The sequence below is a fragment of the Pantoea sp. alder81 genome (genome assembly GCF_020179835.1).
Taxonomy (GTDB): Bacteria; Pseudomonadota; Gammaproteobacteria; order Enterobacterales; family Enterobacteriaceae; genus Pantoea.
Window position 1 is genome coordinate 805,803 of sequence record NZ_JAIUDA010000002.1, and the last position, 26,187, is coordinate 831,989.

Here is a 26,187-nt window from a genome sequence, read left to right on the forward strand (position 1 = left end):
AAGTCTGAAAACGACGAAAAAAGCACCCAAATGGGTGCTTTTTTGTGGCGCAGATCTCACTTTTATCACCAGACAGATTGATTTCAATGACGCGGCTCTGGTATTTAAGCTCCCAATTATTTCGGTGCCTGAAATTAATCTGGCTTTGAAGTGGATCAAGCTGAATGGAATTACTGATTTGGCGAAACGGCGAATCACGGCATACTTAGCAAGGTGACCTTTTCGCACAGTTTTTGATCTGCTGCTGAAAGACACACATTACTAAGCGCATTTTTTGGTCAGCTTAATGCCACACCAGCGCACCTATACAGGCTAAAGTGACGGCTCCAGGCTAGACTTTAGATCCATAACACCAAACCTGATAAAGTTGGGGAAATAGAATGTTCCAGCAAGAAGTTACCATTACCGCACCTAACGGCCTTCATACCCGTCCTGCAGCTCAGTTCGTGAAAGAAGCTAAGGCTTTCCAGTCAGACATCACTGTGACCTCTAATGGCAAATCTGCCAGCGCGAAAAGCCTGTTCAAACTGCAGACTCTGGGTCTGACTCAGGGTACGGTTGTTACGCTGTCTGCTGAAGGTGAAGATGAGCAGCAAGCGGTTGAGCACCTGGTGAAACTGATGGCTGAGTTGGAGTAATTCCGCTCAGGCAAGCAACTAAACCGACTCCTTTGCCCCATTGAGTGCAAATATCTTGATCGCGGACAACCTGTCCGCGTTCTTGCTTCCTTAGAGTACTGTTCCGCGACAGTGGCAACGCATTGGGTCAATGAGCCATCGTGATTAAAAGGTAGGGTTATGATTTCAGGCATTTTAGCATCACCAGGTTTCGCTTTCGGCAAAGCACTTCTGCTGAAGGAAGATGAGATCGTCATCAGCCGTAAAAAAATTACCGACGATCAGGTTGAACAAGAAGTTCAGCGCTTCCTTGATGGACGTGGCAAAGCAGCCATTCAGCTTGAAGCCATCCGCGTCAAAGCCGGTGAAACCCTCGGTGAAGAGAAAGCGGCGATCTTTGAAGGTCACATCATGCTGCTCGAAGACGAAGAGCTTGAGCAGGAAATCATCGACCTGATTAAGAAAGATCACGCAACGGCTGACGCTGCGGCGTACTCTGTCATTGATGGCCAGGCCAAAGCGCTGGAAGAACTCGACGATGAATACCTGAAAGAGCGTGCGGCTGACGTGCGTGACATCGGTAAACGTCTGCTGCAAAACATTCTGGGTCTGCATATTGTCGATCTGGGTGCGATTGCTGAAGAATCTATCCTGGTGGCGAAAGACTTAACGCCGTCAGAAACGGCACAGCTGAACCTGAAGAAAGTGCTGGGCTTTATCACCGATATCGGTGGCCGTACTTCGCATACGTCCATCATGGCGCGTTCGCTGGAAATACCAGCCATTGTGGGTACCGGTAACGTGACCACCGCCGTCAAAAATGGTGATTACCTGATCATCGATGGCGTGAACAACAAGATTTACGTCAACCCAACTGAAGACGTGCTGGAAGAGCTGAAAGCCATCCAGACACAGTACCTGTCAGAAAAACACGAACTGGCGAAACTGAAAGATCTGCCAGCTATCACGCTGGACGGTCATCAGGTTGAAGTGTGCGCCAACATCGGTACCGTGCGTGATGTCGCCGGTGCAGAGCGCAACGGTGCTGAAGGCGTGGGCCTGTATCGTACCGAGTTCCTGTTTATGGACCGTGACTCGCTGCCAACCGAAGAAGAGCAATTCCAGGCGTATAAAGCGGTAGCTGAAGCCATGGGCTCTCAGGCAGTCATCGTGCGTACCATGGACATCGGCGGCGACAAAGATTTGCCGTACATGAACCTGCCGAAAGAGGACAACCCGTTCCTCGGCTGGCGTGCGATTCGTATCGCCATGGATCGTAAAGAGATTCTGCATGCTCAGCTGCGCGCTATCTTGCGTGCATCGTCCTTCGGCAAATTGCGCATCATGTTCCCGATGATCATTTCGGTGGAAGAAGTGCGTGCACTGAAGGCCGAGCTTGAGCTGCTGAAAACCCAGCTGCGCGAAGAAGGCAAAGCCTTCGATGAGACCATTGAAGTGGGCATTATGGTGGAAACGCCAGCTTCAGCGGTGATTGCGCGCCATCTGGCGAAAGAAGTCGACTTCTTTAGTATTGGGACAAATGACCTGACGCAGTATACTCTGGCGGTCGATCGTGGTAATGATTTGATTTCACACCTCTATAACCCAATGACGCCATCGGTACTCGGCCTCATTAAGCAAGTGATCGACGCATCACATGCCGAAGGGAAATGGACCGGCATGTGTGGTGAGCTGGCTGGTGATGAACGTGCTACACTACTGTTACTGGGAATGGGGCTGGACGAATTCAGCATGAGTGCCATTTCAATCCCGAGCATCAAGAAGATTATTCGTAATACTAATTTCGAAGATGCGAAGGCATTGGCGGAGCAGGCTCTGGCTCAACCCACAGCGGAAGATTTGATGAACCTGGTGAACAAGTTCATTAAAGAAAAAACGCTCTGCTGATCCACGAGACGCTGGCCCCAAATTACTGCTTAGGAGAAGATCATGGGTTTGTTTTCTAAACTTTTTGGCGAAAAATCAGAGAGCGCGTCAGGGACTATTGATATCGTTGCGCCTCTGTCAGGCGAAATCGTGAATATCGAAGACGTACCTGATGTGGTATTTGCTGAGAAAATCGTGGGTGATGGTATCGCCATTAAACCGACCGGCAACAAGATGGTTGCACCGGTTGATGGTACCATTGGCAAGATTTTCGAAACCAACCACGCCTTTTCAATCGAGTCTGACAACGGCATCGAGCTGTTCGTCCACTTCGGTATCGATACGGTTGAACTGAAAGGTGAAGGCTTTAAGCGTATCGCCGAAGAAGGCCAGAAAGTGAAAAAAGGCGACGTGGTGATCGAGTTTGATCTGCCACTGCTGGAAGAGAAAGCAAAATCTACGCTGACGCCGGTTGTGATTTCGAACATGGACGAAATCAAAGACCTGATCAAACTCTCCGGTCAGGTGACTGTGGGTGAAACCCCGGTTATCCGCATCAAGAAGTAAGCAGCGTCTGGATAGTAAAAGCGGCACCCAATGGGTGTAATGCTTGTCAGTTAAAGCCTCAATTGCAAAAGCTGTCACTGTTAAAAGTGGCAGCTTTTTGTTTGGGGGAGACTGACGGGGTGCGGGCCAGAGCACCTCTGCTGCTGCCGTGCAGGCTGGTGCCGTTCAGGGGCTGGCAATCCGCAACGCTGAAAAAGAAAGGCAAACGCAGAAAAACCTCTGGCTGTGTCCTAAATGATTAGACCACTACACTATGTGTCATCCCCGCCGTTCCGTCAGGCAGACGAATGAAGTGAAGGTACCGCGCAGCGGCGAGAGGACCGCCAGCCCCTGAACGACACCAGACTGCGTCATCCCCCCGAGGCTTAACAAACGAGCATTCCACAATAGGTGCGGTTATTGACTGTGTGGCTGACTTGAACTACAGGACCCTTAAAACCTTCAGTCTTGCTTCCAGCGCGGCAGCTTCAGGGTCAGCTCCAGACCACCCTCAGGGCGATTCACCGCCTGTACCTCACCGTGATGCGCCAGAATCACCTTACGTACGATAGAGAGCCCTAAGCCGTATCCTTTGCCCATCAGTGGCGAATTAACGCGTACGAAGGGATCAAAGATGCTGGAGAGCTTCTCTTCGTCCACGCCCGGCCCCTGATCGCGTACGCGAATCGCCAGCCACTGATTTTCGGCCTGCAACCGCACATGTATGTGCTGACCTTTGTGCGAGAAGCGCAGCGCATTACGCAGCACGTTCTCCACGCCACGGCGAATCAACTCAGCATTGCCGTGCACGGTGTAATCCGCGTTCTCATCGACCTGAAAGTCGACTTTCACGCCTGGGATCTGTGCTTCATAGCGCACATCCGTGACCACCGCATGCAGCAGACCTGTGAGGTCGAAATACTGCTCGCCCGGCATGCTTTCGTGTTCCGCACGCGACAGCGTCAGCAATTCGCCAATCATCTTATCGAGGCGACGCGCTTCTTCATCGATGCGATTGAGAGAGGACTCGACCGATTCCGGCGTTTGCCGCGCCAGACCGGTCGCCAATTGCAGGCGGGCCAGCGGTGAACGCAGTTCGTGGGAGATGTCGTGCAGTAGCTCCTCGCGCGCCTTCACCAGCGTATCAAGACGCTCCACCATGGCATCGAAATCCTGTGCCACGCTGGAAAGCTCATCATGGCGTCGGCGCATCACCGGATAGAGTCGCACTGACAAATCGCCACTGGAGACGCGGGCAAAACCTTCACGCAGCTGACGCATCGGGCGCGTCAGGTTCCAGGCCAGCAACAGGCTAAACAGCAGCCCCAGCGCACCGGCAAAGGTGAACATCGGCTCTGGAATGTTGAGAATACGACGCGGCCCGCCGCCGCCCATCGAGCTATCCTCACGCAACCCTTTGACGTCGTAACGCAGCTCGTACTCTTTGCCGTCCTGTCCTTTCACCCAACGCACAATAATACTGGGGAATGGGCCGTGGAAAGGTTCACTGAAGGTCTCAGGCGGTGCATTGCCCGGCGTAGCAGCGGGTTTATCATGCTGGATGACTGAGAAGAACTGACGGTCGTTGGGTTCCCAATCGGCCATCATGTCATCCAGTGAACTCGGTCCGCCGCGTTCAAGAACAGAAACCGCGGACGCCATCTGTAAATTCACAATACGGCGTATAGCGACAATTTCGGGTGGCTCATGACGATTACCGGAAAGCGTAAAACCTAGCCACAGCAGCTGGCTGATAATGACAAAAACAATCCAGAAGCCCAGTAGGATCTTCCAGAACATGCGGCCGCGGTAGCTGTGTTTCATCGAATGCGATAACCAATACTGCGCACAGTTTCAATGTTAATGCTGTCGGCGGTCAGCGCAGCCAGCTTCTGACGGATATTGCTGATGTGCACATCCACGCTGCGATCGTAAGCTTCACGCGGACGGCCGAGCCCTTTCTCTGACAATTCATCTTTCGACACTACGCGATCTGGCGCACGCAGCAGCAGATCCAGCAGGTTGAATTCAGAGGCGGTCAGGTCAAAGGCTTTGCCCTGCCATTCAGTGATGCGTGTGGCCGGATTCAGGCTCAGTTCGCCCCAGCGCAGCACTTCTTTTTTGTCCTGAACCGGCGCCTGATCTTCAAAACGACGCAGCACGGCACGCAGACGCGCCACCAGCTCACGCGGATAGCACGGCTTCGGTACATAATCGTCCGCGCCCATTTCCAGGCCGATGACGCGATCGATGTTGTCGCCTTTGGCGGTTAACATGATGACCGGTAAGCGGCTGTTCTGGCGCACCTGACGCAGCACATCAATACCGCTCATATCCGGCAGCATAATGTCGAGAATCATCGCGGTATAGTTGCCCGACAGCGCACCTTCAACCCCGGCGGTTCCGGTTAAAACCAATTGCGTTTCAAAGCCTTCCGCAATCAGGTACTGGCTCAGCATGGTGCCAAGTTCTACATCGTCATCAACAAGCAGAATTTTCATCTTTATCTCTCGTACAAAATTGCCGCTATTTTGGCCTGAGTTGGCAATGAACGCAGCCGATTTTACTCGATCCTTACAGTGCCAACACCAGACGATTATCAGGGAGACTATAGACAAAAATGGCCCGGTCGCACCACAACAGTACGCTCAGGCCAGATAAAATGCGGGGGGAAGAAGGTTAGTGGAACACGCCGGTGGAGAGATAGCGGTCGCCGCGATCGCAAACAATTGCCACCACGATGCTACCGGGATGGGCCGCGGCGATGCGAAGTGCACCTGCGACAGCGCCTCCTGAACTCACACCGCAGAAAATCCCTTCACGCTGCGCTAACGCACGCATGGTTTCCTCGGCTTCCAGCTGTGCCATATCGATGACCTCATCCACTAACTCAGGACGGAAAATTCCCGGTAGATAAGCCTCGGGCCAGCGTCGAATGCCGGGAATGCTGCTGCCCTCTTGCGGCTGTAAACCAATGACTTTCACCGCCGGTGCAAACTCTTTGAGATAGCGACCGACGCCGGTGATGGTGCCCGTGGTGCCCATACTGGAGACAAAATGCGTCAGGCGCCCCTGCGTCTGCTGCCAGATTTCCGGACCCGTAGTGAGATAGTGGCCGAGAGGATTGTCGGGATTGTTAAACTGATCTAACACCCTGCCCTCGCCACGATCGGCCATCTCTTGCGCCAAATCGCGGGCGCCTTCCATGCCCTGTTCACGCGTCACCAGCACCAGTTCTGCGCCATAGGCACGCATGGCATCCTGTCGCTCCTGGCTCATGTTATCTGGCATCAGCAAGCGCAGTTTGTAGCCTTTCATCGCTGCGATCATCGCCAGAGCAATACCTGTGTTGCCACTGGTGGCTTCAATCAGTTGATCGCCGGGTTGGATATCACCGCGCAGTTCCGCCTGGTGGATCATCGACCAAGCCGCACGATCTTTTACTGAACCAGCCGGATTATTGCCTTCCAGCTTTAACCAGATTTCACTGCCGTTATTCGGCGTCAGGCGCTGCAACCTGATCAACGGCGTGTTGCCGATAGTATTTTCTAGTGTGGTCACGGTTTGGTTCCAGACAGAAGAGACGCAAAGAAATCGGGCGGGAAAGTCCCGCCCGAAGGAGTGTCAAAAATATCAGGCGCTTTCGGCAAAGGCAACCGGACGCAGCGGTGTCGTGCCGTTGTACAGTCGTGCCTGCTGCAGGCCAACAAACAGGCGCTCGCCGCGAATCGGAGCGGTGTGATCGCCGTCGTAGACCACCGAGAAGACATCACCCTGCCAGCCGCTTGGCTGCACCACTAATTGCCAGAAGTGGCCACGTGGGCTGATCTCCAGTACTTGTACCGGCAGCGGGGTTTCGAGGCTGCTCTGACGTGAGATATCCACTTCCCACGGACGCAGAAACAGCTCTATTTCACCCTGATGCGCAGGCGTATAGCCCAGCGGCCAGCGGTGCGCACCGACATGGAATTGCGAGCCGTGTACTTCACCGTCGAAGCGATTCACTTCGCCGAGGAACTCCAGCACAAAGCGGGTGGCTGGTTCCTGCCACACTTCATCCGGCGTCCCGACCTGTTCGATATTGCCCTGGCTCATCACCACCACGCTGTCAGCGACTTCCATCGCCTCTTCCTGGTCATGGGTGACGAACACGCTGGTGAATTTCAGCTCTTCATGCAGCTGACGCAGCCAGCGACGCAGCTCTTTGCGCACCTGCGCGTCTAGCGCGCCGAAAGGCTCATCCAGCAACAAGATCTGCGGTTCCACCGCCAGCGCACGCGCTAAAGCCACGCGCTGCTTCTGTCCACCGGACAGCTGCGCCGGGAAACGATTGGCGAGATGCGCCAGTTGCACCATCTCCAGCAGTCGCGTCACACGCTGTTTAATTTCAGCGGCGGACGGGCGCTCACGGCGCGGCAGCACGGTCAAACCAAAGGCGATGTTGTCGAACACCGTCATGTGGCGGAACAGCGCATAGTGCTGGAACACGAAGCCGACCTGACGATCGCGCGCGTGAATGCGGCTGACATCTTTACCGTGGAAATGAATCTGGCCGCTGTTCTGATGCTCCAGCCCAGCGATGATGCGCAGCAGCGTAGTTTTGCCCGAGCCTGACGGCCCCAGCAGCGCCACCATCTTACCGGTAGGAATATCCAGTGAGATATCGTTCAACACCGGGGTGCGACCGAACGATTTATTAATTTGTTTAATCTCAATGCTCATGATTTTCCTCCTGTAGGCGCTTCTGCTGATGCTCTAATCGCCACTGCACGATGCTTTTCAGAAACAGCGTCAAAATGGCCATCAGGGTCAACAGCGCTGCCGCAGTAAAGGCGCCAACCGTGTTGTAATCCTGATGCAGTAATTCAACCTGAAGCGGCAAGGTATAGGTCTCACCGCGAATCGATCCCGATACCACCGAGACCGCACCAAATTCGCCAATGGCTCGGGCGTTGGTTAACACCACGCCGTACATCAGCGCCCAGCGAATGTTCGGCAGCGTCACGCGGCGGAACATCTGCCAGCCCGAGGCGCCTAACAGCACCGCGGCTTCATCTTCATTGCTGCCCTGGCTCAACATCACCGGCACCAGCTCACGCACCACAAACGGACAGGTCACAAAGATAGTGGCCAGCACCATGCCCGGCCAGGAGAACATAATCTGGATATTGTGGGCATCGAGCCAACCGCCAGCCGGACCGTTAATGCCCCAGAACAGCAGATACATCAGCCCGGCCACTACCGGTGACACGGCAAACGGAATATCAAACAGGGTCAGCAACAGCTGGCGGCCAGGGAAGGTAAATCGCGTCACCAGCCATGCCAGCAGCGTACCGAACACCAGGTTGACCGGCACGGTGATCAACGCCACCAGGATCGTCAGCCAGATGGCGTGCAGCATGTCGCCATCTTTTAAATTAGAGAGCGAAGCGACAATCCCCTGATTCAGCGCTTCCCAGAAGATGCTGATCATCGGGACCACCAGCAGCAGGAAGGAGATCAGCGCGCCCACGCCAATCAATACCCATTTACCCCAGTTCACCGGCTGGCGTTCAGCATGATTAATCTGCGAAATCTCCGCCATTAGTGGCCTCCTAAACGACGGCCAAAGCGGCTCTGCAGGGTGTTAATCGCGAACAGCAACAGCAGCGAAGCCGCCATGATCACCGAGGCGATTGCGCTGGCTGCCGGGTAATCGAACTCCTGCAGACGAACAAAAATCATTAGCGAGGTGACTTCGGTTTTCCAGGCGATGTTACCCGCAATGAAAATCACCGCACCGAACTCGCCCAGGCTGCGCGTGAAAGATAATGCCGTGCCCGCTAACAGCGCAGGCGCCACTTCAGGCAGCACCACACGGCGGAAGCTCTGCCACGGCGTCGCGCCGAGGGTTTCTGCCGCCTCTTCATATTCCGGGCCTAACTCTTCCAGCACCGGCTGCACCGTGCGCACCACAAACGGGATGCTGGTAAAGGCCATCGCCACCGCAATGCCCAGCCAGGTGTAAGAGACTTTAATATCGAAATGGGCCAGCCATTGACCATACCAACCACTCACCGAGAACAGACCGGCCAGCGTCAGACCAGCAACGGCGGTCGGCAGTGCAAACGGCAGATCCATCAAGCCATCCAGCAGCGCACGGCCAGGGAAGCGATAACGCGTCAAAATCCAGGCCATCAACATGCCAAACAGCGCATTGAAAATGGAAGCGACACCAGCCGACAGCAGCGTCACCTTATAGGCCGCAATCAGCTGTGGATTGGTGACGACATCCCAATACTGCGCCAGCGTCATGTTGGACAGCTGCATCAGCAAGGCACTGATCGGCAGCAGCAGAATCAGGCAGGTAAACAGCAGACTGGTGCCAAGGCTAAGACCAAATCCCGGCAGCACGCGCTTTTGCGCTAAAGCAAACATCAGCCGCGCCCCGCTGCCAGCAATTTGTCCAGCTCACCGCCGCTGGCAAAATGGGTTTTCATCACATTTTCCCAACCACCAAACGCGTCCTGCACGTTAAACAGCGCCGTCTGCGGGAAGCGATCTTTTTGCTCTGCCATCAGCTGAGGATTGTTCACGCGATAATAAAAACCGGTAATGATTTTTTGCGCCTCAGGGGTGTAGAGGAAGTTCAGATAGGCTTTGGCCGCATCGGCGGTGCCATTCTGCTCCACGTTTTTATCCACCCACGCCACCGGGAACTCCGCGAGGATGTTGGTTTTCGGCACAATCACTTCATATTCATCTTTGCCGTATTGATTACGGATGTTGTTCACTTCCGACTCAAAGCTGATCAGCACATCACCCAAGCCACGTTCGGCGAAGGTAGTGGTGGCACCCCGGCCGCCGGTGTCGAACACTTCAACGTTCTTGAGAAACTTCGCCATAAAGGCTTCGGTTTTCGCTTTGTCTTTGCCATCCGCCTGATCGGCAGCGCCCCAGGCGGCCAGATAGGTATAACGGCCATTGCCTGAAGTTTTTGGATTCGGGAACACCAGCTTCACGTTGTCGCGCGCGAGGTCAGCCCAGCTATGAATCTGCTTGGGGTTCCCTTTGCGCACCAGGAAAGCCATGGTGGAGTAAAACGGAGAACTGCTGTTCGGCAGACGCGATTGCCAGTCGGCGGGAATCAGGTTGCCTTTGTCATGCAGCACCTGCACATCCGTCACCTGGTTGTAGGTCACCACGTCCGCACGTAAGCCCTGCAGAATGGCCAGCGCCTGTTTTGATGACCCGGCATGCGATTGTTTAATCGTCAATTTGTCATTCGGATGCGCTGCATCCCACTGCTTTTCAAACGGCGCATTGAGGGCGACAAACAGCTCGCGCGAGACATCATAAGAGCTGTTCAACAACTCTGTTGCCTGCGCTGCACCGGCTAACGCCAGCGACAAGGCGATTCCGCTCATCCATTTTTTCGCAATCGGAAGTGTCATGCTGCACCCTGCTAGTCGGCGATATCGCCAATGCCATTAGATGCTGTCAGTGTATTTATAACTCAGGGCAAACCAGTAACGGTTTTATATATCGTTTGGGGATTTCAAAGTCTAAAAAGGCATAAGACGGCGGGAGAGTTTATGCGGCGGGCGGGATTAACGGTGAGCGGCGCATAAGGCCGCTCACTCTCGTGTTACAACGCCTGCAATGCGTCCAGCGAGGGCGCAAAGAAGTAGCTGCCGGTTACCGGCTTGGTGAAGCGCAACATCGCATCCATCTTGCCGTCACGCTCGCCAAACATGCTCAGCAACTGCTGCTCGATGTTGTACAAGCGATGGCAATAGGAGATGAAGTACAAGCCATGGGTGCCGCTGGCCGAACCGTAAGGCAGGCTTTGACGCAGAATCTTCAGCCCTTTGCCCTCTTCTTTCAGATCGACACGGCTGAGATGCGAGGTGGCGGGACGCTGATCGCCAGGCAACTCTTCGTTATCCACTTTCGTGCGACCCATAACCGCTTCCTGCTTCTCCACCGCCATACGATTCCACAGTTTGAGATTGTGCTCCCAGCGCTGGGTGAAGACGTAGCTGCCGCCGGCATCCGGGCCATTAGCGATAATCGCCACCTGCTGGCGCGCCTCGCCTTGCGGGTTTTCAGTGCCATCGACAAAGCCGGAGAGATCGCGCTCTTCCACCCAGCGAAAACCGTGCGTCTCTTCTTCGATGTCCACGGCGTCAGCAAAAGCCGCCAATGCCGCCTGCGCCAGCGAAAAGTTGACGTCATGGCGCAGTGATTGAATATGGATCAGCAGATCACGCTGCGTCGCGGGTGCAATGCCTTTACCGAGCGGCGCAAAGGCTTTTAGCTCTGGAGCAGAACCCTGGCCTTGCAGATCGCGCCACAGTGCATCGCCAAAAGCGATCACCGCGCCTAATCCGGCATCGGTAAATTTCTGTTGCAGCAGTTCGAGGTGTTGCAGGAAGGTTTTGCTCCCCTGGCGGACAGCATCGAGATCGCCCGTGACGCGGGCTTCAAGCCAAATGGCGAAACGGCGGTGCTCCAACAGGATCCCGCTCTGAAATTGAGACATTGCACTGCTCTCCGGCATGAAAGTTAGGACGATTTTTCGCCCACATCATACCGGAAAGCCACACAATGGTTGTGCGTTAACGCAACTTTTTTTTGCTTAGCGCTGCCAAACGATCTTGCTGATTTTCCAGCTTTTTAAGGTGTCGTCAGCGGGCATTAAACCTTCGGGTCCGTGCCCTTCGCCGCTGTAAACATAAGAGATGTGCTGACTACCCGGTGCGCGACATTCAATATCGCGGGCATCTAATCCGGTGGTGAGTTTGCAGTTGTCGAAGGCTTTACTGAATTTGGCGCTAAACAAATCGCCAATTTTGCTGCCGTCTGCGCTCTTTGCATCCGCATCCATCACTTCAATGCGTTCAACGCTGCTCTGGCCGTTGATCACCAACTTCACTTTGCCATCCTCGAGCGCCTGCCAGAAATCGACAACCTGACCATTCTGGGTGCGCATGCCCTGACGCAGTTGATAATCATTGTTCAGTGCTTTACCGATCGCCGCTTCTGACATGGCGGTGGTGCTGCTTAAGCCTGCCACGCCCTGCTCGGTCACAGTGAGTGATCCACCAAACCAGGTCATCGGATTCAATGCCGACCAGTGATAGCTGAGCGGATTATACCAATGACTTTCGCTCGCGCTGGAGGCGGTAGAGGAACCTGAACTGGCGCAACCCGCCAGAATCATGGCGCTGACCAGCAGTGCGGGACGAACAACTTTCATGAATGCTCCTTGATCTCTTGTGCCGATTGGCGTGCCTGTTGGAGTCGCAAACCGGCAAAAAGTTTATTCGATGTGATGTTCCGGCAGAAAACAGTCGCGCAGGCGCTGATGAGCTTGTAGCCAGACCAGCGCCAGCAGGTCAAACAGCGTCAGTAGCAACGGCAACGGGGAATCGGGAAAAGCGCCCTGCCACAGACCGTAGCCCTGCGACAGCAGACTGATTAAAAACGATGCGATGAGCACAAGTCGCCAGCGCTGCCACAGGCGCGGCCAGCGTTGGCGATAGCCGGTGAGCAACAAACCGATTGCCGCCGGAATGCCCAGCGCTAACCCAATCCAAAAGCTCTGACGGTCTGGATAGAACAGTACAAGCAGATCGTTGCCCTGCTGACGAGATGCGCCCGCCATCACCAGCAACAGCCAGGTACGCGCTTGCAGTAGCAAGATCAGCCAGAAAAGAAATGGCAGCCGTAGCTGCCCTTTCGCATCATACTCATCTGGCAAATATTTCAGCCCCATCATGGGCAGCTTAATACTCGCGGTCTTCGATTAGGCGCTTACCCAACAGCACCGAATCTACTGGCTCGTACTCAAGCTTTTCATAGAAAGCGATCACCTGATCGTTCTCTTCACGCACCATCAGATTGATTTTCGGACAGCCACGCGCGATCAGCTTCTTCTCAAGGCGATTCATCAGCGCGTTGGCAAAACCGCGCCCCTGATAATCCGGGTGCACCGCGAGGTAATAAACTGAACCGCGATGACCATCGTAGCCGCCCATTACCGTGCCGACCACTTCACCGCCGACTTCCGCCACCAGAAACAGTTCGGCGTCGTGGTTCATTTTACGTTCGATATCCAGTTCAGGATCGTTCCATGGGCGTAACAGATCGCAACGCTCCCAGAGCGTGATCACTTCTTCAAAATCTTCCTGGCGGAATGAGCGGATTTCCATCGGCGTTACCCTGCAATTAGGCACAATTCGCTGATTATCACGCATTCTTTGCCAGGCGCAACCCTCACGCCGCGCAACGGAGGAAAAAAACGGCTAAATTGCTGTTAGTACCGTGTAATACAAAGTAATGCGCTGAAATGGTTGTGAAGTCGCCGCAAGGCAGTTGTTACGATATAACACTGGGCAGGATTTTCTGTCAGGGACCCCATTATGAGTAAAATTTCACTGCTGAAGCGCCTCACCAATCGGCGTCAGTTGCTCCTGTCTGGCCTTGCGCTGGCAGTGCTGTCACCCCGCGCGGTGATGGCGAAAGAAGAGAGTTCCAATTTGCGCGTGAGCAATGGTCACACGCCGCCGAAACCGGCGACCAATGGCAAACGCATCGTGATGATCGATCCCGGCCACGGCGGCATTGATTCAGGCGCGGTGGGCGAAGAGGGTTCGGAAGAGAAACATGTGGTGCTGGCGATTGCGAACACCGTGCGCACGTTGCTGCAAAATCACCCTAAAGTGGAAGTGCGCCTGACGCGCGACAGCGATCACTTTATCCCGCTGTATCAGCGTGTGGAGATCGCACACCAGCACGGCGCCAACCTGTTTATGTCGATTCATGCCGATGGTTACACCAGCCCGGATGCCAACGGCGCATCGGTGTTCGCCCTGTCGAATCGCGGTGCCAGCAGTGCCATGGCGCGCTATATGTCTCAACGAGAAAACGATGCCGATAAGGTCGGCGGCGCGGAAGTGCAGGAGAAAGATAACTACCTGAACCAGATTCTGTTCGATCTGGTGCAGACCGATACCATCCGCAACAGCCTGACGCTGGGCAAACATGTGCTGGATCAGATCCGCCCGGTGCATCATCTGCACAGCCAGCATACTGAACAGGCCGCGTTTGCGGTGTTGAAGTCGCCTTCAATCCCGTCGGTGCTGGTCGAAACCTCGTTTATTACCAACCCGCGTGAAGAGCAACTGCTGGGCACCACCGCCTTCCGCCAGAAGATCGCCAGCGCGATTGCGGATGGCATCGTCAATTACTTTAACGAGTACGATCGGCACCAGGCGTAGCTTTTTCCTGTGATAGAATCGCGGCAAATTTCCGGAACGAGTGACTCATGAGCAATCCCGATATTTCCCGCGTCAAAGCGTTCTTATTGACGCTTCAGGATGAAATTTGCGCCCAGTTGGCGGCAGCCGATGGCCAGGCGACCTTCGCCGAAGATGACTGGCAGCGCCCAGGCGGCGGCGGCGGACGCAGCCGCGTATTGCGCAACGGTGCTGTATTTGAGCAGGCGGGCGTGAACTTCTCGCACGTGCACGGCGATCAAATGCCCGCCTCTGCCACCGCGCATCGTCCTGAACTGGCCGGCCGCAGTTTTGAAGCCATGGGCGTGTCACTCGTTGTCCACCCGGAAAATCCGTACGTCCCCACCAGTCATGCCAACGTGCGCTTCTTCATTGCCGAGAAGCCGGGTGCCGATCCAGTGTGGTGGTTCGGTGGCGGATTCGATCTCACACCGTATTACGGTTTCGAGGAAGATGCGCTGCACTGGCATCAAACCGCGTTTGACCTGTGCCAGCCGTTCGGTGAAGACGTCTATCCGCGCTACAAGAAATGGTGTGATGACTATTTCCACCTTAAGCATCGCAATGAGCAGCGCGGCATCGGCGGACTGTTTTACGATGACCTGAACACGCCGGACTTTGATCACTGCTTCGATTTTATGCAGGCCGTGGGCAAGGGTTATCTGGACGCGTATCTGCCGATCGTCGCAAAGCGCAAAGCGCTGCCGTGGGGCGATCGCGAGCGTCAGTTCCAGCTTTATCGTCGCGGGCGCTACGTCGAATTCAACCTGGTGTGGGATCGCGGCACGCTGTTCGGCCTGCAAACCGGCGGCCGCACCGAGTCGATTTTGATGTCAATGCCGCCGCTAGTGCGCTGGGAATATGATTATCAAACCGAAGCCGGCACGCCAGAAGCGGCACTCTACAGCGATTTCCTGCCGGTGAAGGATTGGCTGGGATTGGGTGAGTAACCTTATTTCATACAAACTGGTGTTAAGGCTGATTATTGGATCTGATGGTAATGTCGTCTTAGCAGTGGGCAACCCTGTCCTGGGCTGCTTGTAGATTCTGAATGAAACACTGTTTGAAGCTGCGTATTGGATCTGATGATAACGCTGGCTGGAGCCAGGCGCATGGATGCGGCTGGCAGTTCGGGTTGGCCTGGATGGCCTTACCCGAACGATCCGTCGGCACGACGTGAAAGCCGAGGGTACCGCGCAAGCGGCGCGAGGACGGCCCGGCAGCAGCAGAGGTGCTAAGGCCCGCACCACCACACCATCGTAAAACCGCAACAGCCCACCACCGCATCAACAGCCTCCAGCTGTTGGCCACCTAACCACAATTCATCAAAGCGGCTCGGTCTGCGCCTCCACCACCGCTAATGCCACCATATTCACAATGCGCCTTACCGATGCAATGCGCGTCAGCACATGCACCGGTTTACTGATCCCCATCAACACCGGCCCCACCGTCACCCCTTCCGAGCACGACACGCGCAACAGGTTATAGCTGATGCGCGCCGCTTCCACGTTCGGCATGATCAGCAGATTAGCGGTGCCTTTCAGCGGACTGTCGGGCATCAACTCGCGACGAATACTCTCCACCAGCGCCGCATCACCGTGCATCTCACCATCGATCTCCATTTCCGGCGCACGGCTCTGAATCAATGCCAATGCTTCACGCATCTTGCGTGCGCCCGGCGCATTCGAGGTGCCAAAGCTGGAGTGCGACAGCAGCGCCACGCGCGGTTCGATACCAAAACGGCGCACCGTCTCAGCCGCTAGCAATGTGATATCCGCCAACTGTTCCGCACTGGGATCTTCATTAACGTAAGTATCAGCAATAAAAGTGTTACCGCTCGGCAGGAGCAGCGCGTTCATCGCCCCGGCGACTTTTACGTCATCGCGGAAACCAAATACCTTCTCCACCACATCGTAATGTTCACGGTAATCGCCGATGGTGCCGCATATCAACGCGTCAGCCTCGCCACGATGCACCATGATCGCACCGATCAAGGTCGGATTGCCGATCACCGCGCGCTGAGCGGTTTCAGGCGTCACGCCGCGCCGTTTCATGATCTGGTAATACTCATTCCAGTACTCTTTAAAGCGCGGATCGGATTCGTTGTTCACGATCTCAAAATCCTTGCCCGCTTCGATCTTCAGCCCTTGTTTCTGAATACGCATCGCAATCACATTCGGACGACCAATCAGAATCGGCTTCGCCAGCCCCAGCGACACCAGCTCCTGTGTCGCATGCAGCACCCGCACTTCCTCTCCTTCCGCCATCACCACCCGCTTGGGATCTTTGCGCGCCTGCGAGAAAATCGGCTTCATAAACAGATTGGTTTTATACACAAACTCGGTGAGCTGCTCACGATAGGCATCGAAATCGGCGATCGGTCGGGTCGCCACGCCAGACTCCATCGCCGCTTTCGCCACGGCAGGCGCGATCTGCACAATTAAACGCGGATCGAACGGCTTAGGAATCAGATACTCCGGACCGAAGCTCAGATCCTGATCGTCATACGCCGACGCCACCACATCGCTCTGCTCGGCCTGCGCCAACGCCGCAATCGCATGCACCGCCGCGAGCTTCATCTCCTCGTTAATGGCGGTAGCCCCTACGTCCAACGCCCCACGAAAAATAAACGGGAAGCACAGCACATTGTTAACCTGATTGGGGAAATCCGAGCGCCCGGTGCAGATAATCGCGTCCGGCCTGACCTCCTTCGCCAGCGGCGGCATGATCTCCGGCTCAGGATTGGCAAGTGCCAGAATCAGCGGGTCCTGCGCCATTTTCTTCACCATCTCTGGCGTCATCGCTTTCGGACCAGAACAACCCAGGAAGATATCCGCGCCCGCAATCACTTCATCCAGCGTGCGAGAGCCATTATCCTCAATGGCATACTCGGCTTTGGTCGGCGTCATATTCGGTTCGCGATCGCGGTAGATCACCCCTTTCGAATCGCACACCACAATGTTGTGCTTTTGCATGCCGAGCGCCACCAGCAAATTCAGGCAGGCAATCGCTGAAGCCCCCGCGCCGGAAACCACCAGCCGCACATCGGAGATGGCCTTTTTCACGATAGTCAGACCATTGAGCACCGCCGCGGTACAGATGATCGCCGTGCCGTGCTGATCGTCGTGAAACACCGGAATCTTCATGCGCTCACGCAGCTGCTGCTCAATGTAAAAACACTCCGGCGCTTTAATGTCCTCCAGATTGATGCCGCCAAATGTCGGCTCCAGCGCGGCAATCACCTCAATCAGCTTATCCGGGTCCAGCTCATCAATTTCGATATCAAACACATCAATACCGGCGAACTTCTTGAACAATACACCTTTACCTTCCATTACCGGCTTACCCGCTAACGCACCGATGTTGCCGAGCCCTAGCACCGCCGTGCCGTTGGAAATCACCGCCACCAGATTGCCGCGCGCGGTGTATTTATGCGCCGCCAGCGGATCGGCCGCGATCTCCAGACAAGGTGCCGCCACGCCTGGCGAATAGGCCAGCGCTAAATCACGCTGGGTCGCCAGCGGTTTGGTGGGTGAAACCTGAATTTTTCCGGGAGTGGGGTATTGGTGGAAGTCGAGCGCACTTTGCTTGAGTTGATCGTCCATTGGGCATCCTTTGGCACGGCTGAAAGCCACCAGTATAGGAATTTACGGCACAAAAGAGGGTGAAGGCGCTCAAAGAACACACAGTTACAAGGGCACAGATTGCCACGGCTTCGCCTGCGGCTTTGGTGCAGCCTGCTATGCTTATGGATGGCAAAAAGCGTAGCTGAACCGATCAGGCAACCTCTTCTGTCACAGAAGTACTCCGACGCCACAATCAGAGAAAACGCATTTTCTTCGTGCAACGTCTGTAGCACTGTGTTGAGCCAGGACTCAACAGGAAAGGGCACGAATACCCTGCCCACATTATTGCTAATCAAGGAGTTAAGCGATGAACCAGCTAGATGCATTGAAACAGTTCACCACCGTGGTGGCGGACAGCGGCGACATCGAATCTATTCGCCATTACCATCCGGAAGACGCAACAACTAACCCCTCTTTAATTCTGAAAGCCTCCGGTCTTGACGCTTACAAACATCTGATTGATGACGCCATCGACTATGCGAAAAAACAGGGCGGCAGCAAAGAGACGCAAATCATTAACGCCAGCGACAAAGTGGCGATCAATCTCGGTATGGAAATTCTGAAAAGCGTACCGGGCCGTGTTTCGACCGAAGTGGATGCGCGCCTCTCCTTCGATCGTGGCATGTGTGTGACCAAGGCTGAAAAACTGGTGCGGATGTATGAAGAGAACGGCATTGATCGTTCGCGCATCCTGATCAAACTGGCCTCAACCTGGGAAGGGATCAAAGCCGCCGAAGAACTGGAGAAGAACGGCATCCAGTGTAACCTGACGCTGCTGTTCTCCTTTGCTCAGGCGCGTGCCTGTGCCGAAGCCGGCGTGTTCCTGATCTCCCCGTTTGTCGGCCGTATTTATGACTGGTACAACACCCGTAAACCGCTCGACCCGTACGTGGTGGATGAAGATCCTGGCGTGAAATCTGTGCGTCGTATCTACGATTACTACAAGAAGCATCGTTATAGCACCGTGATCATGGGTGCCAGCTTCCGTAAAGTGGAGCAGATTCAGGCGCTGGCCGGGTGTGACCGCCTGACCATCTCCCCTAACCTGCTGGAAGAACTGGCGAACAGCGATGCGCCACTGGAGCGCAAACTGGAGCCTTCAACCGAAGGTTTCCACCAGCCTGCATCGCTCTCCGAAGCGGAGTTCCGCTGGGAACATAACCAGGATCCAATGGCGGTGGAAAAACTGTCTGACGGCATCCGTCAATTCGCCATTGACCAGCAGAAGCTGGAAGATGTGCTGGCTTCTCGCCTGTAAATCACCACCCTTTTCATGTCGGACGGGCGTCTGCCCGTCCTCATTTGCCCAATCATAAGGGAGAACCCTATGTCTTCACGCAAAGAGTTGGCTAACGCGATTCGTGCTTTAAGTATGGATGCGGTACAAAAAGCAAATTCTGGTCACCCCGGTATGCCAATGGGGATGGCGGATATCGCCGAAGTGCTGTGGCGCGATGTCCTCAAACATAACCCTAACAACCCGGCCTGGGCCGACCGCGACCGCTTTATCCTCTCCAATGGCCACGGTTCGATGCTGCTTTACAGCCTGCTGCACCTCACCGGGTATGACCTGCCGATGGAAGAGTTGAAAAACTTCCGCCAGCTGCATTCGAAAACACCGGGCCATCCCGAAATTGGCTACACGCCGGGCGTGGAGACCACCACCGGTCCGCTGGGCCAGGGCCTGGCGAATGCCGTGGGGATGGCGATTGCTGAGCGCACATTGGCAGCACAGTTCAACCGCCCGGGCCACGATATCGTCGATCATCACACCTACGTGTTTATGGGCGATGGCTGTCTGATGGAGGGGATCTCGCATGAGGTCAGCTCGCTGGCGGGCACGCTGGGCCTCGGTAAACTGATTGGTTTCTACGATCACAACGGCATCTCAATTGACGGTGAAACCGAAGGCTGGTTCACCGATGACACGCATAAACGTTTCGAAGCCTACAACTGGCACGTGGTTGGCAGTGCGGAAGGCATTGATGGCCACGATCCTGAAGCCATTGCGGCGGCGATCAAAGAAGCGCAGAGCGTCACCGATAAGCCTTCGCTGATCATCTGCCGTACCGTGATTGGTTTCGGTTCGCCGAACAAAGCCGGTAAAGAAGAGTCACATGGCGCCGCGCTGGGCGAGCAGGAAGTGGCACTCACCCGCCAGAAACTGGGCTGGCACCATCCACCGTTTGAGATCCCGAAAGAGATTTATCAGCAGTGGGATGCCAAAGAGGCCGGCAGCCAGCGTGAGAAAGCCTGGGATGAGAAGTTTGCCGCCTATAAAGCCGCACACCCGGATCTCGCCGCCGAGTTCAGTCGTCGTCTGGATGGCGGTATGCCTGCCAAATGGAGTGAGGAAACTCAGGCCTTTGTTGACCAGTTGCAGGCTAATCCGCAAAAAATCGCCAGCCGTAAGGCTTCTCAGAACACGCTGGAAGTGTATGGCAAACTGCTGCCAGAGCTGCTGGGCGGTTCAGCAGACCTTGCGCCGAGTAACCTCACCATCTGGTCGGGTTCGAAGTCGATCAAAGAGGATCTCGCTGGGAACTACATTCATTACGGTGTGCGCGAATTTGGTATGACGGCGATTGGTAACGGTCTGGCGCATCACGGCGGCTTTATTCCGTACACCGCGACCTTCCTGATGTTCGTTGAGTACGCGCGCAACGCGGTGCGTATGGCGGCGCTGATGAAAGCGCGTCAGGTGATGGTGTACACCCATGACTCGATTGGCCTGGGCGAAGATGGCCCGACGCATCAGCCGGTGGAACAGCTCGCCAGCCTGCGCGTGACGCCAAATATGAGCGTCTGGCGTCCGTGCGATCAGGTGGAAACCGCCGTGGCCTGGAAAGCCGCCGTTGAGCGCCACCATGGCCCTACGGCGCTGATTCTGTCGCGTCAAAATCTGCTGCAGCCCGAACGCAGCAAAGCACAGGTAGCGGATATCGCTAAAGGCGGTTATGTGTTGCAGGATTGCGCGGGCACGCCAGAAGCGATCATCATCGCCACCGGTTCTGAGATTGAAATCGCGCTGGGCGCGGCGGATAAACTCGGTGCCAGCGGTCACAAGGTACGCGTAGTGTCGCTGCCCTGCACCGACGTGTTTGATAAGCAGGATGCGGCCTATCGCGAATCCGTGCTGCCTTCCGGCGTGAAAGCGCGCGTGGCGGTTGAAGCCGGTATTGCCGATTACTGGTTCAAGTATGTTGGACTGGATGGCGCGATTGTCGGTATGACCACCTTTGGTGAGTCTGCACCGGCCGGCAAGCTGTTCCCGGAATTTGGCTTTACCGTGGAAAATATCGTGAGCCATACCGAAGCATTACTCAAGCCACACTAATCGATCCGGCCCTGCGTCATTTGGCGTAAGGGCCGTTTTTTGATCACAGCCTGATACAGAAAAAAATCCTGCCTTCCCCCTTCACGCCTCGCACAAACTGATTACTATAAGCTTTCCTCCGAATCCTGTTGCGGACGCTTTCCCGTTGAAAAAACGTACTCCCTTTTTACTGGCCTTAATGGTTTCAGTGCTTCCATTAAAAAGCATGGCGCAGACGGTGGCCGATCCGCTGCTGGCTTCTCAGATTGTGGATCGTTACGCCGAGCACATCTTCTATGGCAGCGGCGCAACCGGCATGGCGCTGGTGGCGATCGATGGCAATCAGCGCGTGTTCGCCAGCTTTGGCGATACCAGCCCTGGCAATAACGTGCGCCCTCAGCTTGATTCGGTGATTCGCATCGCCTCGCTGAGCAAGCTGATGACCAGCGAAGTGATGGTCAAGATGGCGGAACGCGGACAGATTCGCCTTGACGATCCGCTGAGCAAATATGCACCGGCTGGCGCGCGCGTCCCGAATTACAACGGTCAGCCGATTCGCCTGATCAACCTCGCCACCCATACCGGCAGCCTGCCACGTGAACAGCCGGGCGGCAAACCGCATCGACCGGTGTTTGTCTGGCCAACCAAAGCCGATCGCTGGCAATGGCTGCAAGGTGCGCAGCTGAAAGCCACGCCGGGCACCCAGGCCGCTTACTCCAATCTCGGCTTTGATCTGCTGGGCGATGCCCTGTCGAAAGCGGGAGGCATGCCCTATCCGGCGCTGTTGCAGCAGTTAGTAACTCGCCCACTCGGCATGAAAGACACCACCTTTACGCCATCACCCGATCAGTGCCAGCGTCTGATGATTCCAGAAAAAGGCGCCAGCCCGTGCAATAACACCCTCGCGGCAGTGGGCAGCGGTGGCGTTTACTCTACGCCGGACGATATGGGCCGCTGGATGCAGCAGTTCCTGAACTCGGCGGTCAATCACCGCACGCCACAGGTTGATCGTCTGCAAACGCTGATCTATCGCCGTGACCAGCTGACCAAAGTGGAAGGTATGGATGTGCCCGGTCGTGCCGATGCGTTAGGCATGGGTTGGGTGTATATGGGGCCGAAGGAGGGACGTCCGGGAATTATTGAAAAAACCGGCGGCGGCGGCGGCTTTATTACTTACATGGCGATGGTGCCACAAAGTAACGTCGGGGTATTTGTGGTGGTGACCCGTTCACCGCTGTCACGCTTCACACCGATGAGTGATGGCGTGAATAACCTGCTGGCGGAGCTGGTCGGTAATCAAAATGGCTCACCGATGATGATCAATGCCATACCTTCCCCCTAAATAATTCGTGAAGCAGAAAGGCGGCAATTGAATGAATCCCCAGGAGCTTACATCAGTAAGTGACTGGGGTGAATGAAAACAGCCAACGCATCTGCAGTGCGAATTATCTAGGGGGTTGGCTGACCCACAGGGTTGGCCAATCATCACTGCTATGCCAGGCATCACAGGTTTTCTCTTCAGCATACTCTGCCAGCGCAAATTCATTGCCGTCATATTGCCAGCGCGTAGCGACACCGCAATCGCCCAGACCGCGACCTTTACTGAAGGTGTAAAGCAAACCGTTGCTGGCATCAAATTCAGCATTAACCAGTTCCATTTGATTGTCACTGCGTCCCGGTGGCGTAAACGGCAAGGTTAGCGTCAGTCCGCGTGCCACATAGGGCTGGCTGCGCGTCACTTCAAACGCCAAATCAATCACGTTGTAGGCACCGGTTTCACAACTGATTAATAGCAGCGCTTTCGTGTCGGTGAGCGGCGCCACACTCACTTCACGTCTCAGCGGATCGAGCGAACAGTTATCGGTGTTAACTCGCCATGTACCGTAATCAATCAGCCCGCTGGTTTCTTCCTGGGTCAACGGCGCTGGCTGCGGCAAGGGAGCAGGCAGTTGCGGGGCCTGCGGCACAGGGGGAACATCCCATTGCGCGCGATCGCCCCGCTTCACCCAGGCGCTGGCGCCATTCACCCGGCCCTGAACTTCATCCATCAGCAGGAGCGCCGCTTTCATGCCGCTAAGTGGAATGATGGCTTTCGCCTGATAGGTCAGTTGCAGAGTATGGGCGTCCAGCGTTTGCGCCAGAAATTCATCGATGGCGATGGCATTGCTGGTGGCGAGATGGTGTGGCTCCACACTCCAGTGTTTGAGGTCTGGTGTCAGGCGACGCTGATCCAGCAGCAAATTATCCTTTAACGGACCACCGGGCAGTTCTCCGCTGTACGCGCTGCCGTAATCGATACGCAGCAGTGGGCGATCGTTAACGCCAGCGCCGCGTGAAAGGGTCATCACTAATCCGTTGTCCCCCGGAAAGCTGCGCGCCACGCAAAAAGCCGCGTTGTTACAGGTGAGCTGCCAGTCAGAAAATGACTTTTGCAGTGGCTCAGCCTGAACGCACGCGACAAACACAAAGGGCAATAAAAGCAGCAACTTCATCCAATAAGACATCAAAAAAAAAGGTCCCCAAATTCCTTGAAAGGAAATCATAGCGTAACGGCAACGTGGTCAGCAGGCCGAAACTGTGAGCTGGCCCTAAAAGCGGTACTAACTGCTGAAAAAGCCGTCGCCTGGGGCGATCTAAGGCTGGAGAAGCAAGGGTTCCATCATCCTTTTTGACTGATTTCCGCTCAATCGGATTCGTCGGACTGTGGAGTCATGTTTTTCTTAAAAGTGTGCATGTGAGTGAAATATCTGCCCTGGCGCAGCCACGCCGTTTGTAAGGGTTAAGCTCAAAACAATTTTTATTCACATCACAAATCGGTCAAATACACATAAACGGTCACAACCGGTCATGATAAGGTGTTTTCATACGGTAATAATTGTTTGCTACCGATCCCCCGATTTAGCGCTAACACGCGTGTTTATGTGAATCAGATCTCTATTAAATGAAAATTTTAGATCTCATTTACATAAAAATTCGACTCACATCACTCTTACGTCGCCGGGCATTTTGACCACTGCGGACTCGTGCGCAGTCCACATTTTCCCGCTGCGGTATCCAGTACTTTATAGCCATCGGAGGGAAGTCATGTTGCCGATTGAAAGACAGCAGCGAATTATTGACGAACTAAATTTAAATGGTCGGGTTATTGTCGCTGAATTAGTCACGTTGTGTCAGGTTTCGCAAGAAACCATTCGTCGTGATTTAACTCAGCTGGAGAAACGTGGGCTGTTGCAACGTAGCCACGGCGGTGCAGTACCAGCAAAACGACAAGCCGCTAACATTCAGGGGAATACGAGGGGTGTTAACGAGTATGAATTATCTTTCCGCCAGCGCATGAATGAACATGTAGATGCAAAGATGGTGATAGCCAAACGTGCACTCGATTTCATCAGCCCCGGCGATTGTATATTACTCGACAGTAGCACTACTTGCTGGTATTTAGCGCGACAGCTGCCGGATATTGAATTAACGGTATTAACTAACTCCATCAGAATTGTCCAAACCCTTGCGGCGCGGGGCAGTATCCGCACCATCTGTCTGGGGGGAGAATATTCTGACCGTTATGAAGATTTCCATGGTGTTGTCGCTGAGCAGCCTTTACGGGAATTTCAGATTAATAAGATCTTTTTTTCCTGTAGCAGTTTAGGCAATGACGGTTATTTACGTGAAGGTAATGAAAACAACGCACATTTAAAACAACAGATGTTATTGGCAGCAGAAAGAAAACATCTGCTGCTTGATGCCAGTAAATTCCTGCGGCCCTCATTCGCGCGTATTTGTCATTATCGCGATGTGGACTTTCTCATCACTGACCAATTAAAAGACAAAGAGCTGGAACAAGAATTAGCCTGGAACGGCGTCAATATTATTGATTGCTCACAGCGCAACAATTCAATGCAGCTAATAAAAAATTAATCCGGAGTCTTTATGAAAAAACATCTTATCGCCTGTTCTCTGCTTGCTCTGTTTGCCGCCACCGGCGCGCACGCTGCTGACAAATTACGCATGGGCATCGTGGTGAAAATTGGCGGTATTCCGTGGTTCAACGCCATGGAAGCGGGCATCAAGAGTGAAGCGGCGAAACGCGGCATTGATGCATGGATGGTAGGCCCAACCGCCGCCGACCCTGCCCTGCAGGTGCGTGCAATTGAAGATTTGATTGCGCAGAAAGTCGACATCATCGGCGTGGTGCCGAACGACCCGAAAGTGCTGGAGCCGGTGCTGAAACGTGCGCGTGAAGCTGGTATTCAGGTCATCACCCACGAATCACCGGATCAGAAAGGTGCGAACTGGGATTTCGAACTGGTAGATGCCCCAACGCACGGCATCAACCATATGAAAGCGCTGGCGAAATGCATGCATGAAGAGGGCAAATACGCCATGTACGTTGGCAGCCTGACCGTGCCACTGCATCAACAGTGGACCGATGCGGCGCTGAATTATCAGAAAGAACATTACCCAAAAATGCAGATGGTGACCGACAAATTCGGCGTCGGCGAATCGCTGGATGACTCCATTCGTACCACCAACGAGCTGATGTCCAAATACCCGGATCTGAAAGGCATTATGGCATTCGGATCGCAGGGCCCAATTGGTGCCGGTCGTGCAGTGATGAACCGTAACAAGATTGATCAGGTCTGCGTGATTGGCGCCTTCAGCCCGGGCCAGGGTGCTTCTCTGGTGCAGCGTGGCGCGATCAAAGGCGGCTACATCTGGAATCCACAAACCGCCGGTGAAGTGTTCGTGCGTATCGCCGACATGATGCAGAAGAAAGAGCCAATCACCGACGGTATGACCATCGACGGTCTGGGCAAAGTGAAAGTTGACGAGGCGACCCACACCATCCTCGGTAACAACACCGAAAGCCTGGATAAAGAAAACCTGCCAAAACTGGTGAAAATGGGGCTGTAATG

The 26,187-nt window shown here is 54.8% G+C and carries 23 protein-coding genes; 10 read left to right on the forward strand and 13 right to left on the reverse strand.

Going from position 1 to position 26,187, the window contains the following annotated elements; translation table 11 throughout:
- The first annotated feature begins 380 nt into the window (after positions 1–380).
- From ptsH to crr, 3 genes are all read left to right on the forward strand, one after another.
- Positions 381–638, forward strand: coding sequence for a phosphocarrier protein Hpr (gene ptsH / locus LBW88_RS08680; protein ID WP_034825876.1), 258 nt, complete (start codon positions 381–383; stop codon positions 636–638).
- Positions 639–797: 159 nt separating this feature from the next.
- A complete protein-coding gene (ptsI, locus tag LBW88_RS08685; RefSeq protein ID WP_224930778.1) occupies positions 798–2,525 on the forward strand; it encodes a phosphoenolpyruvate-protein phosphotransferase PtsI in 1,728 nt (575 codons plus the stop codon).
- Positions 2,526–2,567: 42 nt separating this feature from the next.
- Entirely contained in the window at positions 2,568–3,071 is a 504-nt protein-coding gene (crr, locus tag LBW88_RS08690) for a PTS glucose transporter subunit IIA (protein ID WP_034825872.1), read from the forward strand.
- A 441-nt stretch (positions 3,072–3,512) separates the two neighbouring features.
- On the opposite strand, the gene LBW88_RS08695 is transcribed toward crr, so the two are convergent.
- The 11 genes from LBW88_RS08695 to LBW88_RS08745 all read right to left on the reverse strand — a co-directional run bounded on the left by LBW88_RS08695 (position 3,513) and on the right by LBW88_RS08745 (position 13,246).
- Positions 3,513–4,874, reverse strand: coding sequence for an ATP-binding protein (locus tag LBW88_RS08695; protein WP_224930775.1), 1,362 nt, complete (start codon positions 4,872–4,874; stop codon positions 3,513–3,515).
- Positions 4,871–5,551 carry a response regulator transcription factor gene (locus LBW88_RS08700; RefSeq protein ID WP_224930773.1) on the reverse strand — a complete coding sequence of 227 codons (681 nt, stop codon included), beginning with the start codon at positions 5,549–5,551 and terminating at the stop codon, positions 4,871–4,873. Before LBW88_RS08700 ends, LBW88_RS08695 begins: the two co-directional genes overlap by 4 nt.
- Positions 5,552–5,729: 178 nt before the next feature.
- Positions 5,730–6,611 carry a cysteine synthase CysM gene (gene cysM, locus LBW88_RS08705; RefSeq protein ID WP_224930770.1) on the reverse strand — a complete coding sequence of 294 codons (882 nt, stop codon included), beginning with the start codon at positions 6,609–6,611 and terminating at the stop codon, positions 5,730–5,732.
- A gap of 72 nt (positions 6,612–6,683) precedes the next feature.
- Positions 6,684–7,772: a sulfate/thiosulfate ABC transporter ATP-binding protein CysA gene (gene cysA / locus LBW88_RS08710; protein WP_224930767.1), complete on the reverse strand. Its 1,089-nt coding sequence runs from the start codon at positions 7,770–7,772 to the stop codon at positions 6,684–6,686.
- Positions 7,762–8,634: a sulfate/thiosulfate ABC transporter permease CysW gene (cysW, locus tag LBW88_RS08715; RefSeq protein ID WP_224930764.1), complete on the reverse strand. Its 873-nt coding sequence runs from the start codon at positions 8,632–8,634 to the stop codon at positions 7,762–7,764. Before cysW ends, cysA begins: the two co-directional genes overlap by 11 nt.
- On the reverse strand, positions 8,634–9,467 hold the full coding sequence (gene cysT / locus LBW88_RS08720) for a sulfate/thiosulfate ABC transporter permease CysT (RefSeq protein ID WP_224930762.1): 834 nt from the start codon (positions 9,465–9,467) through the stop codon (positions 8,634–8,636). The genes cysW and cysT overlap by 1 nt, the downstream gene beginning before the upstream one ends.
- Positions 9,467–10,483: a sulfate ABC transporter substrate-binding protein gene (locus LBW88_RS08725; protein ID WP_224930759.1), complete on the reverse strand. Its 1,017-nt coding sequence runs from the start codon at positions 10,481–10,483 to the stop codon at positions 9,467–9,469. The genes cysT and LBW88_RS08725 overlap by 1 nt, the downstream gene beginning before the upstream one ends.
- A 194-nt stretch (positions 10,484–10,677) precedes the next feature.
- Entirely contained in the window at positions 10,678–11,574 is an 897-nt protein-coding gene (locus LBW88_RS08730) for a Dyp-type peroxidase (protein WP_224930755.1), read from the reverse strand.
- A gap of 96 nt (positions 11,575–11,670) precedes the next feature.
- A complete protein-coding gene (locus tag LBW88_RS08735) occupies positions 11,671–12,291 on the reverse strand; it encodes an RpoE-regulated lipoprotein (protein ID WP_224930752.1) in 621 nt (206 codons plus the stop codon).
- A 63-nt stretch (positions 12,292–12,354) separates the two neighbouring features.
- Positions 12,355–12,813: a DUF2919 domain-containing protein gene (locus tag LBW88_RS08740; protein ID WP_224930749.1), complete on the reverse strand. Its 459-nt coding sequence runs from the start codon at positions 12,811–12,813 to the stop codon at positions 12,355–12,357.
- Positions 12,814–12,820: 7 nt separating this feature from the next.
- The gene (locus tag LBW88_RS08745) at positions 12,821–13,246 is read right to left on the reverse strand and encodes a GNAT family acetyltransferase (RefSeq protein WP_224930746.1); all 426 of its coding nucleotides are present in this window, start codon (positions 13,244–13,246) and stop codon (positions 12,821–12,823) included.
- A 210-nt stretch (positions 13,247–13,456) separates the two neighbouring features.
- Here LBW88_RS08745 and amiA point away from each other — a divergent pair, with 210 nt between their 5' ends.
- Both amiA and hemF read left to right on the forward strand, forming a co-directional pair.
- Entirely contained in the window at positions 13,457–14,314 is an 858-nt protein-coding gene (amiA, locus tag LBW88_RS08750; RefSeq protein ID WP_224930743.1) for an N-acetylmuramoyl-L-alanine amidase AmiA, read from the forward strand.
- 47 nt (positions 14,315–14,361) lie between these two features.
- On the forward strand, positions 14,362–15,282 hold the full coding sequence (gene hemF, locus LBW88_RS08755) for an oxygen-dependent coproporphyrinogen oxidase (protein WP_224930740.1): 921 nt from the start codon (positions 14,362–14,364) through the stop codon (positions 15,280–15,282).
- A 375-nt stretch (positions 15,283–15,657) separates the two neighbouring features.
- On the opposite strand, the gene maeB is transcribed toward hemF, so the two are convergent.
- On the reverse strand, positions 15,658–17,937 hold the full coding sequence (gene maeB, locus LBW88_RS08760) for an NADP-dependent oxaloacetate-decarboxylating malate dehydrogenase (protein WP_224930737.1): 2,280 nt from the start codon (positions 17,935–17,937) through the stop codon (positions 15,658–15,660).
- A gap of 328 nt (positions 17,938–18,265) precedes the next feature.
- On the opposite strand from maeB, the gene tal reads away from it, so the two are divergent.
- The 3 genes from tal (at position 18,266) to ampH (ending at position 22,616) form a co-directional block, all read left to right on the forward strand.
- On the forward strand, positions 18,266–19,216 hold the full coding sequence (gene tal, locus LBW88_RS08765) for a transaldolase (RefSeq protein WP_224930734.1): 951 nt from the start codon (positions 18,266–18,268) through the stop codon (positions 19,214–19,216).
- A gap of 69 nt (positions 19,217–19,285) precedes the next feature.
- Entirely contained in the window at positions 19,286–21,295 is a 2,010-nt protein-coding gene (tkt, locus tag LBW88_RS08770) for a transketolase (protein WP_224930732.1), read from the forward strand.
- A 145-nt stretch (positions 21,296–21,440) separates the two neighbouring features.
- Positions 21,441–22,616: a D-alanyl-D-alanine-carboxypeptidase/endopeptidase AmpH gene (gene ampH / locus LBW88_RS08775; RefSeq protein WP_224930729.1), complete on the forward strand. Its 1,176-nt coding sequence runs from the start codon at positions 21,441–21,443 to the stop codon at positions 22,614–22,616.
- A gap of 103 nt (positions 22,617–22,719) precedes the next feature.
- Here the strand turns inward: ampH and LBW88_RS08780 are convergent, their stop codons facing one another.
- On the reverse strand, positions 22,720–23,778 hold the full coding sequence (locus LBW88_RS08780; protein WP_224930726.1) for a DUF1176 domain-containing protein: 1,059 nt from the start codon (positions 23,776–23,778) through the stop codon (positions 22,720–22,722).
- 580 nt (positions 23,779–24,358) lie between these two features.
- Between LBW88_RS08780 and LBW88_RS08785 the strand changes: the two genes are divergently transcribed.
- On the forward strand, positions 24,359–25,189 hold the full coding sequence (locus LBW88_RS08785; protein ID WP_224930723.1) for a DeoR/GlpR family DNA-binding transcription regulator: 831 nt from the start codon (positions 24,359–24,361) through the stop codon (positions 25,187–25,189).
- Positions 25,190–25,201: 12 nt separating this feature from the next.
- Positions 25,202–26,185 carry a substrate-binding domain-containing protein gene (locus LBW88_RS08790; RefSeq protein ID WP_034825834.1) on the forward strand — a complete coding sequence of 328 codons (984 nt, stop codon included), beginning with the start codon at positions 25,202–25,204 and terminating at the stop codon, positions 26,183–26,185.
- The last annotated feature ends 2 nt before the right edge of the window (positions 26,186–26,187 follow it).

Bases quoted from the DNA above. Each gene is read 5' to 3' on its own strand.
- LBW88_RS08745 (WP_224930746.1), bottom strand. From the start codon at position 13,246: ATGGAAATCCGCTCATTCCGCCAGGAAGATTTTGAAGAAGTGATCACG.
- tal (WP_224930734.1), top strand. From the start codon at position 18,266: ATGAACCAGCTAGATGCATTGAAACAGTTCACCACCGTGGTGGCGGAC.
- LBW88_RS08785 (WP_224930723.1), top strand. From the start codon at position 24,359: ATGTTGCCGATTGAAAGACAGCAGCGAATTATTGACGAACTAAATTTA.
- LBW88_RS08700 (WP_224930773.1), bottom strand. From the start codon at position 5,551: ATGAAAATTCTGCTTGTTGATGACGATGTAGAACTTGGCACCATGCTG.
- cysW (WP_224930764.1), bottom strand. From the start codon at position 8,634: ATGGCGGAGATTTCGCAGATTAATCATGCTGAACGCCAGCCGGTGAAC.
- LBW88_RS08740 (WP_224930749.1), bottom strand. From the start codon at position 12,813: ATGATGGGGCTGAAATATTTGCCAGATGAGTATGATGCGAAAGGGCAG.
- crr (WP_034825872.1), top strand. From the start codon at position 2,568: ATGGGTTTGTTTTCTAAACTTTTTGGCGAAAAATCAGAGAGCGCGTCA.
- maeB (WP_224930737.1), bottom strand. From the start codon at position 17,937: ATGGACGATCAACTCAAGCAAAGTGCGCTCGACTTCCACCAATACCCC.
- LBW88_RS08695 (WP_224930775.1), bottom strand. From the start codon at position 4,874: ATGAAACACAGCTACCGCGGCCGCATGTTCTGGAAGATCCTACTGGGC.
- cysT (WP_224930762.1), bottom strand. From the start codon at position 9,467: ATGTTTGCTTTAGCGCAAAAGCGCGTGCTGCCGGGATTTGGTCTTAGC.
- ptsI (WP_224930778.1), top strand. From the start codon at position 798: ATGATTTCAGGCATTTTAGCATCACCAGGTTTCGCTTTCGGCAAAGCA.
- cysA (WP_224930767.1), bottom strand. From the start codon at position 7,772: ATGAGCATTGAGATTAAACAAATTAATAAATCGTTCGGTCGCACCCCG.
- hemF (WP_224930740.1), top strand. From the start codon at position 14,362: ATGAGCAATCCCGATATTTCCCGCGTCAAAGCGTTCTTATTGACGCTT.
- LBW88_RS08730 (WP_224930755.1), bottom strand. From the start codon at position 11,574: ATGTCTCAATTTCAGAGCGGGATCCTGTTGGAGCACCGCCGTTTCGCC.
- LBW88_RS08780 (WP_224930726.1), bottom strand. From the start codon at position 23,778: ATGTCTTATTGGATGAAGTTGCTGCTTTTATTGCCCTTTGTGTTTGTC.
- tkt (WP_224930732.1), top strand. From the start codon at position 19,286: ATGTCTTCACGCAAAGAGTTGGCTAACGCGATTCGTGCTTTAAGTATG.
- LBW88_RS08790 (WP_034825834.1), top strand. From the start codon at position 25,202: ATGAAAAAACATCTTATCGCCTGTTCTCTGCTTGCTCTGTTTGCCGCC.
- LBW88_RS08725 (WP_224930759.1), bottom strand. From the start codon at position 10,483: ATGACACTTCCGATTGCGAAAAAATGGATGAGCGGAATCGCCTTGTCG.
- amiA (WP_224930743.1), top strand. From the start codon at position 13,457: ATGAGTAAAATTTCACTGCTGAAGCGCCTCACCAATCGGCGTCAGTTG.
- ptsH (WP_034825876.1), top strand. From the start codon at position 381: ATGTTCCAGCAAGAAGTTACCATTACCGCACCTAACGGCCTTCATACC.
- LBW88_RS08735 (WP_224930752.1), bottom strand. From the start codon at position 12,291: ATGAAAGTTGTTCGTCCCGCACTGCTGGTCAGCGCCATGATTCTGGCG.